15 protein-coding genes are annotated in these 15,388 nt (G+C 59.0%); 10 read left to right on the forward strand and 5 right to left on the reverse strand.

What is annotated here, in order from left to right:
• Positions 1 to 63 precede the first annotated feature (63 nt).
• The gene (locus GBC55_RS05125) at positions 64 to 2,319 is read left to right on the forward strand and encodes an Orn/Lys/Arg decarboxylase N-terminal domain-containing protein (protein ID WP_162436779.1); all 2,256 of its coding nucleotides are present in this window, start codon (positions 64 to 66) and stop codon (positions 2,317 to 2,319) included.
• Between the two features lie 14 nt (positions 2,320 to 2,333).
• Positions 2,334 to 2,948: a GNAT family N-acetyltransferase gene (locus tag GBC55_RS05130; RefSeq protein WP_162436778.1), complete on the forward strand. Its 615-nt coding sequence runs from the start codon at positions 2,334 to 2,336 to the stop codon at positions 2,946 to 2,948.
• Here the strand turns inward: GBC55_RS05130 and GBC55_RS05135 are convergent.
• Together GBC55_RS05135 and GBC55_RS05140 are read right to left on the reverse strand one after the other, a co-directional pair.
• Positions 2,914 to 3,807, reverse strand: a complete 894-nt coding sequence (locus tag GBC55_RS05135) for a LysR substrate-binding domain-containing protein (RefSeq protein WP_162436777.1) — start codon at positions 3,805 to 3,807, stop codon at positions 2,914 to 2,916. The genes GBC55_RS05130 and GBC55_RS05135 overlap by 35 nt on opposite strands.
• 88 nt (positions 3,808 to 3,895) lie before the next feature.
• Positions 3,896 to 4,156: a hypothetical protein gene (locus GBC55_RS05140; protein ID WP_162436776.1), complete on the reverse strand. Its 261-nt coding sequence runs from the start codon at positions 4,154 to 4,156 to the stop codon at positions 3,896 to 3,898.
• A 176-nt stretch (positions 4,157 to 4,332) separates the two neighbouring features.
• Here GBC55_RS05140 and GBC55_RS05145 point away from each other — a divergent pair, with 176 nt between their 5' ends.
• Together GBC55_RS05145 and GBC55_RS05150 are read left to right on the forward strand one after the other, a co-directional pair.
• Positions 4,333 to 4,893, forward strand: coding sequence for an NAD(P)H-dependent oxidoreductase (locus tag GBC55_RS05145; RefSeq protein ID WP_162436775.1), 561 nt, complete (start codon positions 4,333 to 4,335; stop codon positions 4,891 to 4,893).
• Positions 4,894 to 5,148: 255 nt separating this feature from the next.
• Entirely contained in the window at positions 5,149 to 6,432 is a 1,284-nt protein-coding gene (locus GBC55_RS05150; RefSeq protein WP_162436774.1) for an arsenic transporter, read from the forward strand.
• A gap of 165 nt (positions 6,433 to 6,597) precedes the next feature.
• Here the strand turns inward: GBC55_RS05150 and GBC55_RS05155 are convergent, their stop codons facing one another.
• The gene (locus tag GBC55_RS05155; RefSeq protein WP_162436773.1) at positions 6,598 to 7,548 is read right to left on the reverse strand and encodes a DUF1853 family protein; all 951 of its coding nucleotides are present in this window, start codon (positions 7,546 to 7,548) and stop codon (positions 6,598 to 6,600) included.
• A gap of 112 nt (positions 7,549 to 7,660) precedes the next feature.
• Here GBC55_RS05155 and GBC55_RS05160 point away from each other — a divergent pair, with 112 nt between their 5' ends.
• The 6 genes from GBC55_RS05160 to pepN are packed head-to-tail and all read left to right on the forward strand — an operon-like array spanning position 7,661 to position 14,178.
• Positions 7,661 to 8,551, forward strand: coding sequence for an NAD(+) kinase (locus GBC55_RS05160; RefSeq protein WP_162436772.1), 891 nt, complete (start codon positions 7,661 to 7,663; stop codon positions 8,549 to 8,551).
• Positions 8,551 to 9,522 (forward strand): metallophosphoesterase, encoded by a 972-nt coding sequence (locus tag GBC55_RS05165; RefSeq protein ID WP_162436771.1) that lies wholly within the window; start codon positions 8,551 to 8,553, stop codon positions 9,520 to 9,522. Before GBC55_RS05160 ends, GBC55_RS05165 begins: the two co-directional genes overlap by 1 nt.
• Positions 9,519 to 10,388 carry a rhomboid family intramembrane serine protease gene (locus GBC55_RS05170; protein ID WP_162436770.1) on the forward strand — a complete coding sequence of 290 codons (870 nt, stop codon included), beginning with the start codon at positions 9,519 to 9,521 and terminating at the stop codon, positions 10,386 to 10,388. The genes GBC55_RS05165 and GBC55_RS05170 overlap by 4 nt, the downstream gene beginning before the upstream one ends.
• A 34-nt stretch (positions 10,389 to 10,422) precedes the next feature.
• The gene (locus tag GBC55_RS05175; RefSeq protein WP_162436769.1) at positions 10,423 to 10,683 is read left to right on the forward strand and encodes a DUF1315 family protein; all 261 of its coding nucleotides are present in this window, start codon (positions 10,423 to 10,425) and stop codon (positions 10,681 to 10,683) included.
• Positions 10,680 to 11,510 carry a DUF2797 domain-containing protein gene (locus GBC55_RS05180; protein ID WP_162436768.1) on the forward strand — a complete coding sequence of 277 codons (831 nt, stop codon included), beginning with the start codon at positions 10,680 to 10,682 and terminating at the stop codon, positions 11,508 to 11,510. The genes GBC55_RS05175 and GBC55_RS05180 overlap by 4 nt, the downstream gene beginning before the upstream one ends.
• A 10-nt stretch (positions 11,511 to 11,520) precedes the next feature.
• Positions 11,521 to 14,178, forward strand: a complete 2,658-nt coding sequence (gene pepN, locus GBC55_RS05185) for an aminopeptidase N (protein ID WP_162436767.1) — start codon at positions 11,521 to 11,523, stop codon at positions 14,176 to 14,178.
• Positions 14,179 to 14,331: 153 nt separating this feature from the next.
• Here pepN and GBC55_RS05190 read toward each other — a convergent pair whose 3' ends face one another.
• Complete coding sequence (locus GBC55_RS05190; protein ID WP_162436766.1) at positions 14,332 to 14,871, reverse strand: dihydrofolate reductase family protein; 540 nt, start codon at positions 14,869 to 14,871, stop codon at positions 14,332 to 14,334.
• A gap of 81 nt (positions 14,872 to 14,952) precedes the next feature.
• Positions 14,953 to 15,099 carry a hypothetical protein gene (locus GBC55_RS05195; RefSeq protein ID WP_162436765.1) on the reverse strand — a complete coding sequence of 49 codons (147 nt, stop codon included), beginning with the start codon at positions 15,097 to 15,099 and terminating at the stop codon, positions 14,953 to 14,955.
• Positions 15,100 to 15,388: the final 289 nt, after the last annotated feature.

The following is a 15,388-nucleotide window of genomic DNA, read 5'->3' on the forward strand; positions in this document are numbered from 1 at the left end:
TTCAACCCTCTACCCTGAGGTGATTGGCCGACCATGGTCTGCCGCCTCAGGACACTGAGCCCCATGTATAAAGATTTGAAATTCCCGGTCCTGATTGTCCATCGCGACATCAAGGCCGACACCGTTGCCGGTGATCGAGTACGTGGCATTGCCCGGGAGCTGGAGCAGGAAGGCTTCAGCATTGTCTCGGCGGTGGATTACACCGAGGGACGCCTGGTCGCCTCGACCCACCATGGCCTCTCGTGCATGTTGATCGCGAGTGAAGATGCCAGCGCCCACTCCCATTTGTTACAAAACATGGCCGAATTGATCGGTCTTGCGCGGGTTCGTGCGCCGGACCTGCCGATCTTCGCGCTGGGCGAGCAGGTGACCCTGGAAAATGCCCCGGCCGATGCCATGGCCGAACTCAACCAGTTGCGCGGCATTCTTTACCTGTTCGAAGACACCGTGCCCTTTCTCGCACGCCAGGTCGCACGTGCCGCCCGCAAATACCTTGATGGCCTGCTGCCGCCATTCTTCAAGGCCTTGGTTCAGCACACGGCCGACTCCAATTATTCGTGGCACACGCCGGGTCACGGTGGTGGCGTGGCTTATCACAAAAGTCCTGTAGGGCAGGCGTTCCACCAGTTCTTCGGCGAAAACACCCTGCGTTCCGATCTGTCGGTGTCAGTGCCGGAGCTGGGCTCGTTGCTCGACCACACCGGGCCACTGGCGGAAGCTGAAGCGCGCGCCGCGCGAAACTTCGGCGCCGATCACACGTTTTTCGTAATCAACGGCACGTCCACCGCCAACAAGATCGTCTGGCACTCCATGGTCGCTCGCGATGACCTGGTGCTGGTAGATCGCAACTGCCACAAGTCAGTGCTGCATTCGATCATCATGACCGGGGCCATTCCGTTGTACCTGTGCCCGGAACGCAATGAGTTGGGAATCATCGGGCCGATCCCCCTCAGCGAGTTCAGCCGCGAATCGATCCAGGCCAAGATCGACGCCAGCCCGCTGACCAAAGGCCGCGCGCCCAAGGTCAAACTCGCCGTCGTGACCAATTCAACCTATGACGGCCTCTGTTACAACGCAGAGCTGATCAAGCAAAGCCTGGGCAACAGCGTCGAGGTCTTGCACTTCGACGAAGCCTGGTACGCCTACGCGGCGTTTCACGAGTTCTTCACCGGCCGTTACGGCATGGGCACATCGCGCAGTGAGGACAGCCCGCTGGTGTTTACCACCCACTCCACGCACAAACTGCTGGCGGCCTTCAGTCAGGCCTCGATGATTCATGTGCAGGACGGCGGCGCCCGGCAGCTGGACCGCGATCGCTTCAATGAAGCGTTCATGATGCATATCTCCACGTCGCCGCAATACAGCATCATTGCCTCGCTGGATGTCGCGTCGGCCATGATGGAAGGGCCGGCGGGGCGGTCATTGCTGCAGGAAATGTTCGATGAGGCGCTGAGCTTTCGCCGCGCCCTGGCCAACTTGCGTCAACACATCGCCGCGGATGACTGGTGGTTTTCGATCTGGCAGCCGCCGTCTGTGGAAGGCATTGATCGGGTCGTCACTGAAGACTGGTTGTTGCAACCGGATGCGGAATGGCACGGCTTTGGCGGTGTGACGGACGACTATGTGTTACTTGACCCGATCAAGGTCACGCTGGTCATGCCCGGCCTGACGGCTGGCGGCGCGTTGAGCGAGCGCGGGATCCCGGCGGCGGTGGTCAGCAAGTTCCTATGGGAGCGCGGCCTGGTCGTGGAAAAAACCGGGCTGTATTCGTTTCTGGTGCTGTTCTCCATGGGCATCACCAAGGGCAAGTGGAGTACGTTGCTGACGGAGTTGCTGGAGTTCAAGCGCAGCTACGACGCCAATGTCAGTTTGACGGCCTGCCTGCCGTGCGTGGCTCAAGAGGACGGCGTACGCTATCGCGGCATTGGCCTGCGCGATCTTTGCGATCAGTTGCACGCCTGTTACCGCAGCAATGCCACGGCCAAACATCTCAAGCGCATGTACACGGTGATGCCGCAAATCGCCATGAAGCCCTCTGATGCCTATGATCAATTGGTACGCGGCGATATTGAAGCGGTGTCGATCGATGCTCTGGATGGGCGGATCGCCGCTGTGATGCTGGTACCGTATCCGCCGGGGATTCCGCTGATCATGCCCGGGGAACGTTTTACCGACGCAACCCGCTCAATCATCGATTACCTGGCATTTGCCCGCACATTCGATAGCAGCTTCCCGGGGTTCGTTGCTGATGTGCATGGTTTGCAACACGAAGACGAGGGCAATGGACGGCACTACACCGTTGATTGCATCAAGGAATGAGGACTTTTCCCAGTATGCAACCCGTTATCAATCCAAAATACCCAGGGCTGTCGGTGCGCGTTGCCGACGATGGTTTTGCCGCCTATATCTGGGGCAGTGATTTCAGTTTTGAAGTCACAGCCTACGGCGGGGCCGAGGTTGGCAAGCCGGTGGCGCAGTGGCCTGTGACGCCAATCACCCCTTACCGCAAGTGCTATGGCATCGATCCGGAAGAGTTCAGCAGTTTCCGAGATGCGACCGACAGCGCGATCTTCATGGCGTTTCTCGATGACGAGCCCGTGGGGCATCTGGTGGTCAGCACCAACTGGAACGGGTTTGCCCACATCGACGAACTGGCGGTGCATGCGCCGGCCCGTCGGCATGGTGTCGCCAAGGCGCTGCTGGACGTGGCGCAGTTCTGGAGTCGAAAAAAGAAACTGCCGGGCATCATGCTCGAAACCCAGAACAACAACCTGGGCGCCTGCCGGCTCTATGAACGTTGTGGATACGTAGTTGGCGGTATCGATTACTTGCGCTATCGCGGTATTGATCCGAACACTGCCGAAGTCGCACTGTTCTGGTACCGGCTGTTTGATAATCCGCTGGAAAACCCGCTCAGTTCGCCAACATCGCCACGGCTTGTTCCGTAACGATCTCCAGCAGTGCCTGAACGGCCGGTAACGGTTCGCCGTTTTTCAACGTCAGGGCATAGAGGCTGATGGGCACCGCTGGCGCCAGTGGGCAGACGTCCAGACCGGCCGATCGGGCGCCGAGTGCGGTAAACGGATCGACGATCGCCAGGCCTTCCCCGGCTTCAACCATGCTGCGCATCATCTGATGCGTCTGAACCCGTGTGTGGATGACCGGGGCAGGGCGCAGAGCATGCAGTTTGTTATCGAACGCCGGGCTCAGCGGATCGTGCCCTTCCAAACCCACCAGTGACTGCCCCGCGAGATCCTGCAGCGAAATGTACTTCTGCTTCGGTTTGACCCAGCCGTGGGGCGCCAGTAGCTGGAGTTTGCCCTGGGCAATCAATAGGCACTGAATGTCGGCGTGATCGGGGTCGTGCAGGCTGAGGCCCAGGTCGCTTTCGCGCAGCAACAGGCTTCTGACGATTTCGCGGGTGGGCTGGCTCAACAGCGTGCAAGGTGCGTCGGGCAGGTGCCGGCGCAGGGCCGCGATACTCTGTGGCAACAGTTGTTGGGCCAAGGGCGGCGTGCAAATGATTCGCAGGGGAGGGGCCTGATATTGCTTCAGGCTGCTGGCGAGACGCTGCAGCGGCTCCAGCGCTTCGTAGACGTGGGCAATTTCAACTTGCAACTCCCGCGCTTCACGCGTGGCCTGCAGGCGTCCACGCACGCTGGAAAACAGCATGAAACCCAGCTGATCCTCAGCGTCGCGCAAAATGCGTTCCACCTCGGTCACCGGCAACTGCAACCATTCGGCGGCAGTACCCAGGTGACCGGTCTGCAACAGCGCCTGGATCACTTCGATATGACGTAAACGCATGCGTGAAGTCCATGTTCAGCAGGTGAGGGAGTCAGTGGCTGAATCCTAACCCAAGTCCGCGCATATGACTTCTGCTCATAACGCAAGGTTATGAAGCGACGGTGGTTTCCGGGCGGCTGCCGACATAGGTGTCGGGTTCGCGAACGATAGTGACGTCCGATTGAATCAGCAGAAACTGATTGTCATCGAGCTTTTTGACGCGGTCGCCAATTGCCAGTTTGTAGGTGGTGACGGGCACGGAGCCGGTCAGGCCGTCTGCCGACGGGTTGGATTCCTGGAACTCATGCACCGAATAAACACGGCCTTCCGCGTCTCTTGCATGGAACTGACCGACGAGTACTGCTGCCATCTGCTTAGAACCTCTGGAGATAAATCACTCAATTTGCGGTTGGGTAGACCGTGGCTGAGTGAAGTAAGTTTTCCTGCAAGAAAAAAATAGTCAGGGGCGGCAATTTTCAGTCGCCCGCTGCTTGAATCGTCATCTATAACTACAAGTTCTTTCCGTTGAACAGTCGAGAATCTTCCATGAGCAATGTTTATTCAATCGCCGTAGTAGTCGGCAGCTTGAGAAAGGAATCGCTCAATCGCAAGGTGGCACTGGCGTTGGCCGATCTGGCGCCTGCGAATCTCAAGCTGAACATTGTCGAAATTGGTGAGTTGCCGCTCTACAACGAAGATATCGATGGCGCTTCACCGCCGGCAGCCTACAGCACTTTCCGACAAGAAGTGAGCTCATCCGACGCGGTGCTGTTTGTGACCCCGGAATACAACCGCTCTGTACCCGCCCCCATGAAAAATGCGATCGACGTCGGCTCGCGTCCTTACGGCAAGAGCGCCTGGAGCGGCAAGCCGGGTGCGGTGTTCAGCGTTTCACCGGGCGCGATTGGCGGATTTGGCGCCAACCACCACCTGCGCCAGTCATTGGTTTTCCTTGATGTACCGTGCATGCAACAGCCGGAAGCGTACCTTGGCGGCGCAGGTTCGGCATTCGATGAGGCGGGCAATCTGTCCGAGTCGGTCAAACCGTTCTTGCAAAAATTCATCGATGCGTACGGGAAGTGGGTCGAGCAACACAAAAAAGCCTGATGCGTCTGTAGCAACGATATTTGTTGTCGTAACTATTGGATGCATCCCCCGCATTCCCTGTAGCAGCTGCCGAGCCTGCGAGGCTGCGTACGAAGACGAAGTCCTCGCCTTCCCAACAGCGACCACTTCGCAGTCGAACGCAGCCTCGCAGGCTCGGCAGCTGCTACAAGGTTTATGGCTCAGGTTCGGCATTGGCAGGATAGAGGCAGTCGTCGAGATGCTGTATGTTTCATCGTTTTTCCAAGGTTGCATCGCATGCTCACGGCGTCACTGATTTTCCTGCTGACCATTACCCTGGTGATCTGGCAACCCAAAGGCCTTGGCGTCGGCTGGAGTGCGGTACTCGGTGCGGTATTGGCGCTGATTTTCGGCGCGGTACACCTGAGCGACATTCCGCTGGTATGGCAAATCATCTGGAACGCTACCGGTACCTTTGTCGCGCTGATCATCATCAGTCTTCTGCTGGACGAGGCCGGTTTCTTCAACTGGGCAGCCCTGCACGTCGCCCGATGGGGGCGTGGCAGCGGGCGCAAGCTTTTCGCCTATATGGTGTTGCTCGGCGCACTGGTCTCGGCGCTGTTTGCCAATGACGGGGCTGCACTGATCCTCACACCCATCGTGATTTCCATGTTGCTGGCGTTGCGTTTTTCACCGGCAGCGACCCTCGCTTTTGTGATGGGTGCAGGTTTTATTGCCGACACTGCGAGCCTCCCGTTGGTGGTGTCGAACCTGGTAAATATCGTTTCCGCCGACTTCTTTAACATCGGATTCAATCGCTACGCGGCAGTGATGATTCCTGTCAACCTGGTCAGTGTCGCTGCGACGCTGCTGGTGTTGATGTGGTTTTTCCGGCGTGACATTCCCAAGGATTACGACCCCGCACAACTCGCGGACCCTGTCAGTGCAATCCATGACAAGGCAACGTTCTATGCCGGTTGGGTGGTCCTGGTGATTTTGTTAGCGGGCTGCTTTGCCCTCGAACCCCTGGGCATTCCGATCAGTGCCATTTCCGCCGTGTGTGCCGCGTTGCTTTGGGCGATTGCGGCCCGCGGCCACAAGATCTCCACCCAAAAGGTATTGAAAGAGGCCCCGTGGCACATCGTGGTGTTCTCGCTGGGCATGTATCTGGTGGTCTACGGGCTGCGTAATGCGGGGCTCACGGGCTATCTGGCCGGTTGGCTGGACGGGTTTGCCGGTTACGGCGTCTGGGGCGCGGCGATGGGGACCGGGGTGCTGACGGCGCTGCTGTCTTCGATCATGAACAATCTGCCGACCGTGTTGATCGGCCTGCTATCGATTGATGCCAGCCAGGCAACGGGTGCGGTGAAAGAGGCGATGATCTATGCCAACGTCATCGGCAGTGACCTGGGGCCAAAGATCACGCCAATCGGGAGTCTGGCGACATTGCTTTGGTTGCATGTGCTGGAGCGCAAGGGCATCCGCATTGGGTGGGGGTATTACTTCAAGGTCGGGATCGTGTTGACGGTCCCGGTGTTGTTGGTGACGTTGGCGGCGCTGGCTGTGCGGTTGTCGATTTAGACCGGGCCGGCCCCATTGCGAGCAGGCTCACTCCCACATTGGTTCTTCCGCCCTGCGCACATTCGGTGCAGGGGCGACTGGCCCCAATACTGGATTTTTGCCATACGACAATCCCTTGTAGGAGTGAGCCTGCTCGCGATGGGGCGGGCCAAGACTCAACACCTCTCAACCATTCCCCGGCACATTCGGCCAAAGATCCGCCACCAGAAACAGCCGCTCCGCTTCCTCCCAGTCCCCTTCGGCATTCTCGGTCAATCTCACCAGCAACTGCGCGGGCGCCAGCGGATCCAGTTCGCCCAGCCAGGCGTTCAACTGCTCATCGTTCCACGTTTGCTCGACGGGGTAGTGCGCCGGTGCCAGCCAGGCGTGACGGGGCAGGGGTTGCCAGCGACCTGACGGACGTTGCGCGACAAAGTGCGCCCAATCCTTCTGATGCAGCCAGCTTCCACGCAGATGCTGCGGATGCGCACCGCTCGGCGACTCGGCCTGCCCGGGCCACGGATACAGCAGATAACCCCCTAGCCACAAATGCGCGCTGAACTGCTGAATATCCAGCGCCGCCAGCACATCGCGGCTTTCCGGGCGTGCCGAGATGGGCAGTTGATGCTGGCTGAGGTGTGCCAGTTTGCGGTCCAGCCGGTCATGGCAACCAGGTCCGAGCCACTGCGCCGGGTCGGTCCCGTCACCATTCTGCGGGCCGAGGTAAAGCTTGATCGCCAACTCCAGGTGGTGCACTCCATCGCGATCGCGCAACAGCATGTCCAGCTCACCCAGCGTGTGACCTTCGCGACGAATCGGCAGATTCGCGGCAATCAGCTCGATACCCGGCGCGTGGCGCACCGCGTACTGCCACAGGCGCTCGTAGTACAAACCCAATCGACGGGTTCGCGCCTGGGCCAGCCAGTGCAGCAGGTCATAACTGTCGCGATCGAGTTGTCGTAGCCAGCTCTCCAGGCGTTCGGGCGCCTGCACCCAGTCACTGCCGGCCAGCGGGTGACGCTGCGGCCATGGCGTATCGCTGAGCATGGGCGGCGCGAGAATCACCCACGCCAGGTCACGCACCTCCGGATGGCGTAACTGGTGGGGCAACTGAAGCAAGTCTGGAAATAGGATCATCTTGCGAGCATAGCTCTAAACGTGACTACACCCTTGTCGCTGAAAGGATTTTGTCTATGCCGCGCTTTCGCCCATAATCGTGTTTTTCGCCGTCGCAGAGCCTGGAAGCCCCATGGAGCAATTTCGTAATATCGGCATCATCGGTCGCCTCGGCAGTTCGCAGGTGCTGGATACCGTCCGCCGACTGAAACGGTTTCTGCTCGATCGTCATCTGCACGTGATCCTCGAAGACACCATTGCCGAAGTGCTGCCAGGTCATGGCCTGCAAACCTCGTCGCGCAAGATGCTCGGCGAAGTGTGCGACATGGTGATTGTGGTCGGTGGTGACGGCAGCCTGCTCGGCGCGGCCCGGGCACTGGCCCGACACAATATTCCGGTGCTGGGTATCAACCGCGGCAGCCTGGGCTTTTTGACCGACATCCGCCCGGATGAGCTGGAAGTCAAAGTGGCTGAAGTGCTGGACGGCCATTATCTGGTTGAAAACCGCTTCCTGCTCCAGGCCGAAGTCCGTCGCCACGCCGAAGCCATCGGGCAGGGCGATGCGCTGAACGACGTGGTGCTGCACCCTGGCAAATCCACGCGAATGATCGAATTCGAGCTGTATATCGATGGCCAGTTCGTGTGCAGCCAGAAGGCCGACGGCCTGATCGTCGCCACGCCCACCGGTTCGACGGCTTATGCGCTGTCAGCCGGCGGACCGATCATGCACCCCAAGCTCGACGCTATTGTGATTGTGCCGATGTACCCCCATACCTTGTCAGGCAGGCCAATTGTGGTCGATGGCAACAGTGAGCTGAAAATCGTCGTGTCCAAGGATATGCAGATCTACCCGCAAGTCTCCTGTGACGGGCAAAACCACTTCACCTGCGCGCCGGGTGACACCATCACCGTCAGCAAGAAAGCCCAGAAACTGCGGCTGATCCACCCGCTCGACCACAACTACTATGAAGTCTGCCGGACCAAGCTCGGCTGGGGCAGTCGGCTGGGTGGTGGAGGCGACTGATGCTCGATCCCGCGCGTAGCTACGACCTGATCGGTGACGTGCACGGTTGCGCTCTGACCCTTGAGCACTTGCTCGACCGGCTCGGTTATCACAAACAAGGTGGCGTCTGGCGCCATCCGTCGCGTATGGCGGTGTTCGTCGGAGACATCATCGACCGTGGCCCGCGGATTCGCGAGGCGCTGCATATCGTCCACGACATGGTCGAAGCCGGCCAGGCGCTGTGCATCATGGGCAACCACGAGTTCAATGCCCTCGGCTGGAGCACGCCTGCGCCACCGGGTAGCGGCAAGCAATACGTGCGCGAACACACACCGCGCCATGCCCGCCTGCTGGCCGAAACCCTGACCCAGTTCGAACACCATCCCGCCGATTGGCACGACTTCCTGCAATGGTTCTATGAGATGCCGTTGTTCGTCGATGCCGGGCGTTTCCGGGTGGTGCACGCCTGCTGGGATGCCGGCCTGATCGCACCGCTGCGAGCCCAGTTCCCCAATGGGTGCGTCGATGAGCACTTCCTCCAGGCCTCTGCGGTGCCCGGCAGTTTTGCCTGCACCGTGTTCGACCGCCTGTTGCGCGGCACCGACATGCGCCTGCCGGACGGATTGACCATGACCAGTGGCGATGGCCTGACGCGTTCGTTCTTTCGCACCAAGTTCTGGGAAGACGACCCGCAAACCTACGGAGACATTGTGTTCCAGCCTGATGCCTTGCCTGACCCGGTGGCCAAGACGCCACTGTCTTCCATCGAAAAAAACACCTTGCTGCGCTACGGCGTCGACGAGCCGCTGCTGTTCGTCGGTCATTACTGGCGCAGTGGCAAACCCGCGCCGATCCGTCCAAACCTCGGTTGCCTGGATTACAGCGCGGTGCTCTACGGCAAACTCGTCGCCTATCGCCTGGATCAGGAAACACGGCTTGATCCGAACAAGTTCGTTTGGGTCGATGTCGAGCGTCCGGAGGTTCTGCAATGAGTACCGTCGCCGTACTGCGCCTGCCACTGGCGGTGGACTTGAGCGGGTTCGTCAAATTGCTGCAGCGCATGCAGGTTCCGCATCGGGTCAGCGAGGAATCTGGCGAACAGGTGCTGTGGGTGCCCGCCAGCATCAGCGAAGACGTGCGCTCGCTGTACGAACGCTTTCCGGCGGGTGATCCCGATCAGCAGCTGGACATCCCTGATGCGCAAACCACCAAGCGCCCAGGCTTTATCGAACAGCTGCGTTATGCCAAGGCGACTGGCCTGGTGTTGGTGCTGAGCATGATCGTCGGCGTCGTCACGCTGCTGGGTGAAAACCTCGACACGATGCGCTGGCTGACCTTCCTCGATTTTCGTGTGGTCGGCGAGTACATCCATTTCGTGCCACTGGCTGACAGCCTGGCCGCGGGGCAGTGGTGGCGCCTGGTAACGCCAATGCTGATCCACTTCGGCATCCTGCACCTGGCCATGAACGGCATGTGGTACTGGGAGCTGGGGCGGCGGATAGAGTCCCGCCAGGGCAGCATCAATCTGATTGGCCTGACCCTGCTGTTCAGCCTGGTCTCCAACTATGCCCAGTATCTGTTCAGCGGTCCGACGTTGTTTGGCGGGTTGTCCGGCGTGTTGTACGGCTTGCTCGGGCATTGCTGGATCTTCCAGATGCTGTCGCCGAACCCGGCTTATCGCCTGCCACGGGGCGTGCTGGTGATGATGCTGGTCTGGCTGCTGCTGTGCCTGTCCGGGCTGGTCTCGATGATCGGTTTTGGTGAAATTGCCAACGCGGCCCACGTCGGCGGGTTACTCATCGGATGCTTCACCGGTTTGTTAGGTGGTTTGTACAACCGCCGTAAACTGGCCGTCTAAAATTTTTGTGCAGATTCAAGAGCGCGGAGACCTAATGTCCTCTTTTAACGAAATGATCAAGAACATCACCCCCGATATCTACGAGAGCCTGAAACTGGCGGTGGAAATCGGCAAATGGTCCGACGGTGGCAAACTCACCGCCGAACAGCGCGAACTGTCGTTGCAGGCCATGATCGCTTGGGAGATCAAGAACCTGCCCGAAGAAGAACGCACCGGCTACATGGGTCCTCAGGAATGCAGCTCCAAGTCGATTGAAGTGCCTAATATCCTGTTCAAGTCGGATGCCATCCATTGATCGAGATTGGCCGCGGTGCAATCAGCAAAATGTCGGCACGCCTTGACGGGCCGGACGTGCAGTACGCGTTTCGTCTGGGTGATGTCGAGGTCCCGGTCAATCCTTTGATCGGGACCACAGTGCGCCTGGAATACCTGGGAGCGATCCATTGCTCCCATTGCGGACGCAAGACCAAAACCAGTTTCAGCCAGGGTTATTGCTACCCGTGCATGACCAAGCTGGCGCAGTGCGATATCTGCATCATGAGCCCTGAGCGTTGCCACTTCGACGCCGGTACCTGCCGTGAGCCCGAGTGGGGCCAGACGTTCTGCATGACCGATCACATTGTGTACCTGTCCAACTCGTCGGGCGTGAAAGTCGGTATTACTCGCGCTACGCAGCTGCCAACGCGCTGGATCGATCAGGGCGCCCGTCAGGCGTTGCCGATCATGCGCGTGTCGACGCGTCAGCAATCGGGCTTCGTCGAGGACCTGTTTCGCAGCCAGGTGGCGGACAAGACCAACTGGCGTGCTTTACTCAAGGGCGAAGCGGTTTCGGTGGACCTGGCAGCCGTTCGCGATCAGTTGTTCGACAGCTGCGCCGAAGGTTTGCAAGGTTTGCAGGAACGTTTCGGACTGCAGGCGATCCAGACCATTGCCGATGTGGAACCGATTGAAATCCGCTACCCGGTCGAGCAGTACCCGGCCAAGATCGTCAGCTTCAATCTGGACAAGAATCCGATTGCCGAAGGCACGCTGCTGGGGATCAAGGGCCAGTACCTGATCTTCGACACCGGCGTCATCAATATTCGTAAATACACGGCTTACCAGCTCGCCGTGCATCAGTAAGGACTCCAGCATGCGCACCGAACAACCGAAGATGATCTACCTGAAGGACTATCAGGCGCCCGAGTACCTGATCGACGAGACGCACCTGACCTTCGAGTTGTTCGAGGACCACAGCCTGGTCCATGCGCAACTGGTGATGCGCCGCAATCCCGAGCGTGGCCCTGGCTTGCCGCCGCTGGTGCTGGATGGCCAGCAGCTTGAATTGCTGTCGGTCAACCTCGGTGATGTAGAGCTGAGCGAAACTGACTACCAGTTAACCGAGAATCATCTGACCCTGCACCCGACCAGCACCACGTTCACGGTCGACACCAGTGTCAGGATCCACCCGGAAACCAATACCGCGCTGGAAGGCCTGTACAAATCCAGCGGCATGTTCTGCACCCAGTGCGAGGCTGAAGGCTTCCGCAAGATCACCTATTACCTCGACCGCCCGGACGTGATGAGCAAGTTCACCACCACGGTGGTTGCCGAGCAGCACAGCTACCCGGTGTTGCTGTCCAACGGCAACCCGATTGCCCAAGGGCCTGGCGAAGACGGCCGGCACTGGGCGACCTGGGAAGACCCGTTCATGAAACCGGCGTACCTGTTTGCGCTGGTGGCCGGTGATCTTTGGTGCGTCGAAGACACCTTTACCACCATGACCGAGCGTTCCGTGGCGCTGCGTATCTATGTCGAGCCGGAAAACATCGACAAGTGCCAGCACGCCATGAACAGCCTGAAGAAGTCCATGCGCTGGGACGAAGAGGTGTACGGCCGCGAGTACGACCTGGACATCTTCATGATCGTCGCCGTGAACGACTTCAACATGGGCGCCATGGAGAACAAGGGGCTCAATATCTTTAACTCCAGCGCCGTGCTGGCCAAGGCCGAGACTGCCACCGACGCCGCGCACCAGCGGGTCGAGGCGATCGTCGCCCACGAATACTTCCACAACTGGTCGGGTAACCGCGTGACCTGCCGCGACTGGTTCCAGCTGTCGCTCAAGGAAGGTTTTACGGTGTTCCGTGATTCCGGTTTCTCCGCCGACATGAACTCGGCCACGGTCAAGCGCATCCAGGATGTGGCTTACCTGCGGACCCACCAGTTCGCCGAGGACGCTGGCCCGATGGCCCACGCCGTGCGCCCGGACAGCTTTATCGAGATCTCCAATTTCTACACCCTGACCGTGTATGAGAAGGGCTCGGAAGTGGTTCGCATGATCCACACCTTGCTCGGTGCCGAAGGCTTCCGCAAAGGCAGCGACCTGTACTTTGATCGCCATGACGGCCAGGCCGTGACGTGCGACGACTTCATCAAGGCCATGGAAGACGCCAATGGTGTCGACCTGAACCAATTCAAACGTTGGTACAGCCAGGCCGGTACGCCACGCCTGGCGGTGAGCGAGTCATACGACGCCGCGGCGAAAACCTACAGCCTGACTTTCCGCCAAAGCTGCCCGGCGACCCCGGACAAGGTTGAGAAGCTGCCATTTGTGATCCCGGTCGAGCTGGGCCTGCTGGACAGCAAGGGCGGGGAAATTGCCCTGCGCCTGCAAGGTGAGGCCAGCGCCCAGGGCACTTCGCGTGTGATTTCGGTGACCGAGGCCGAGCAGACGTTCGCCTTCGTTGACGTCGCGGAACAGCCGCTGCCGTCGTTGCTGCGTGGTTTCTCGGCGCCAGTGAAGCTGAGCTTCCCGTACAGCCGCGACCAATTGATGTTCCTCATGCAGCATGACACTGACGGTTTCAATCGTTGGGACGCCGGCCAGCAACTGTCGGTTCAAGTGCTGCAAGAGCTGATCACCGATCACCAGAAGGGTGAGAAGCTGGTGCTGGATCAACGTCTGATCACCGCCCTGCATTCTGTGCTGACGGACGAAACGCTGGACCAGGCCATGGTCGCGGAAATGCTCTCGCTGCCGGGTGAAGCGTATCTGACGGAAATCAGCGAGGTTGCTGACGTTGATGCCATCCACATCGCCCGCGAGTTTGCTCGCGAGCAATTGGCGGACAACCTGTTCGAACCGCTATGGCTGCGTTATCAGGCCAACCGCGACCTGTCGAAAAAGACGCCTTATGTGGCCGAGGCCGAGCACTTTGCTCGTCGCGCGCTGCAGAACATTGCGCTGTCGTACCTGATGCTCAGCGAAAAACCGGAAGTCCTGGCCGCGACTCTTGAACAGTTCGAGTTCAGCGACAACATGACCGAACGCCTGACGGCGCTGGCGGTGTTGGTCAATTCGCCGTTCGACGAAGAGAAAGCCAAGGCGCTGGCCAGTTTTGCCGAGCACTTCAAGGACAATCCGCTGGTCATGGATCAGTGGTTCAGCGTTCAGGCCGGCAGCCCGCTGCCGGGTGGTCTGGAGCGGGTGCGTCAGCTGATGCAGCATCCGGCGTTCAACATGAAGAACCCGAACAAGGTGCGGGCACTGGTAGGCGCATTTGCCGGGCAGAACCTGATCAACTTCCATGCGGCGGATGGTTCGGGGTATCGCTTCCTGGCGGACCTGGTGATCGAGCTGAACGGGTTCAATCCTCAGATTGCTTCCCGCCAACTGGCGCCACTGACTCGCTGGCGCAAATACGACGACGCTCGTCAGGCGTTGATGAAAGGTGAGCTGGAGCGGATTCGGGCTTCGGGTCAGCTGTCGAGCGATGTGTTCGAAGTGGTCAGCAAAAGCCTGGCCTGACAGCCTGGAGCATTACAGGAACACTATAGGAGGGGCCGCCACGTCTCCGACGCCGCGCTGTGGCGCGAAGACTGGTGGCTCACCGCATTGATAGATCACAAAAAAATCATACGATGTTGCGAGTTTCGATACACGGTCTACTTACGGATGTTGTTAGTCCGCTTTCACGTCCAGGACGCATTCCATGGCGCCGCTCTGCAGCGTTCGTTGTTCTCTGAGAATGACTTCAAGCGCGCAGTCAACGGGCAGTAGGGGAACGCCGCTGCCGAGAAAGATCGGAATGGTGGTGATGAACAACTGCTGCAATTCCCCTGCGTCAGCAAAACTGGCTGCCGTTTTACCGCCACCGACTAGCCAGACATTCTTGCCCTTCGCCGCTTGTCTGGCGCTGGCCGCGACGGCCCCGGCATCGCCGCGTAAGAAGGTGATATCCAGATTGGCGGGTGCTGACAGATTCCGGTTGCTCATGACAAAGGCGGGTACGTCCTGGTAAGGCCAGTCATCGGGAGCGTTCGACATGATCCATTCATAGGTCTGTGACCCCATGATCACGGCTCCGACCGTCTGATAAAAATCATCATAGGCCGTTGCGTCATCCCCTAGCGCAAAGTTCTCCAGCCAATCCAGTTTGTGTTGTTGAGTGGCAATATAACCATCCAGTGTTGCGGCTACGTAATAGACCAGCGTCGACATGTGTTTTCCTTGTCATCATTCGTGCGGGAAATGCCCTGTAAATAAAGAGTCCCTCTGGAAAGTGACTACGGTCGATGGTAATCATTCTTTAGAGGCGGCGAAGATAATGCCGTAACCCTTTGGGAGGCGCCTTACCGGTTTGACGATAAAGCCGCTGTGTTGAGCGAGGGTTCTGAATTTAATCCGGTTGCGCTCCTTCTCACCGGCGATACCGAACAAGGACAGCATGTAAAAACTCATTATCGCGCGAGCGGGGCTGGCCTGACCCCGGCCGTCACCTGGCATATTCGACTACAGAGAGTGTTCCTACGCAGCTCCTGCGCATTTCGTACAAAGTAACGTGTACTCATAAGCCTCCACGATCACCCCTCCGAATACCCCCTCATTCACCTCCAGCCCTTATCCCGCCAGTTAACAAAAGATAACGTGGCGTCGATTGTCAGACCTTTCCAAACCCCGATAGGATAAGCCAGCTTCCGAAGGGGCTCTAGATTGCGCATTTCAGGACTATGCTCCA

Source organism: Pseudomonas sp. TNT3, from assembly GCF_010095445.2.
Taxonomy (GTDB): domain Bacteria; phylum Pseudomonadota; class Gammaproteobacteria; order Pseudomonadales; family Pseudomonadaceae; genus Aquipseudomonas.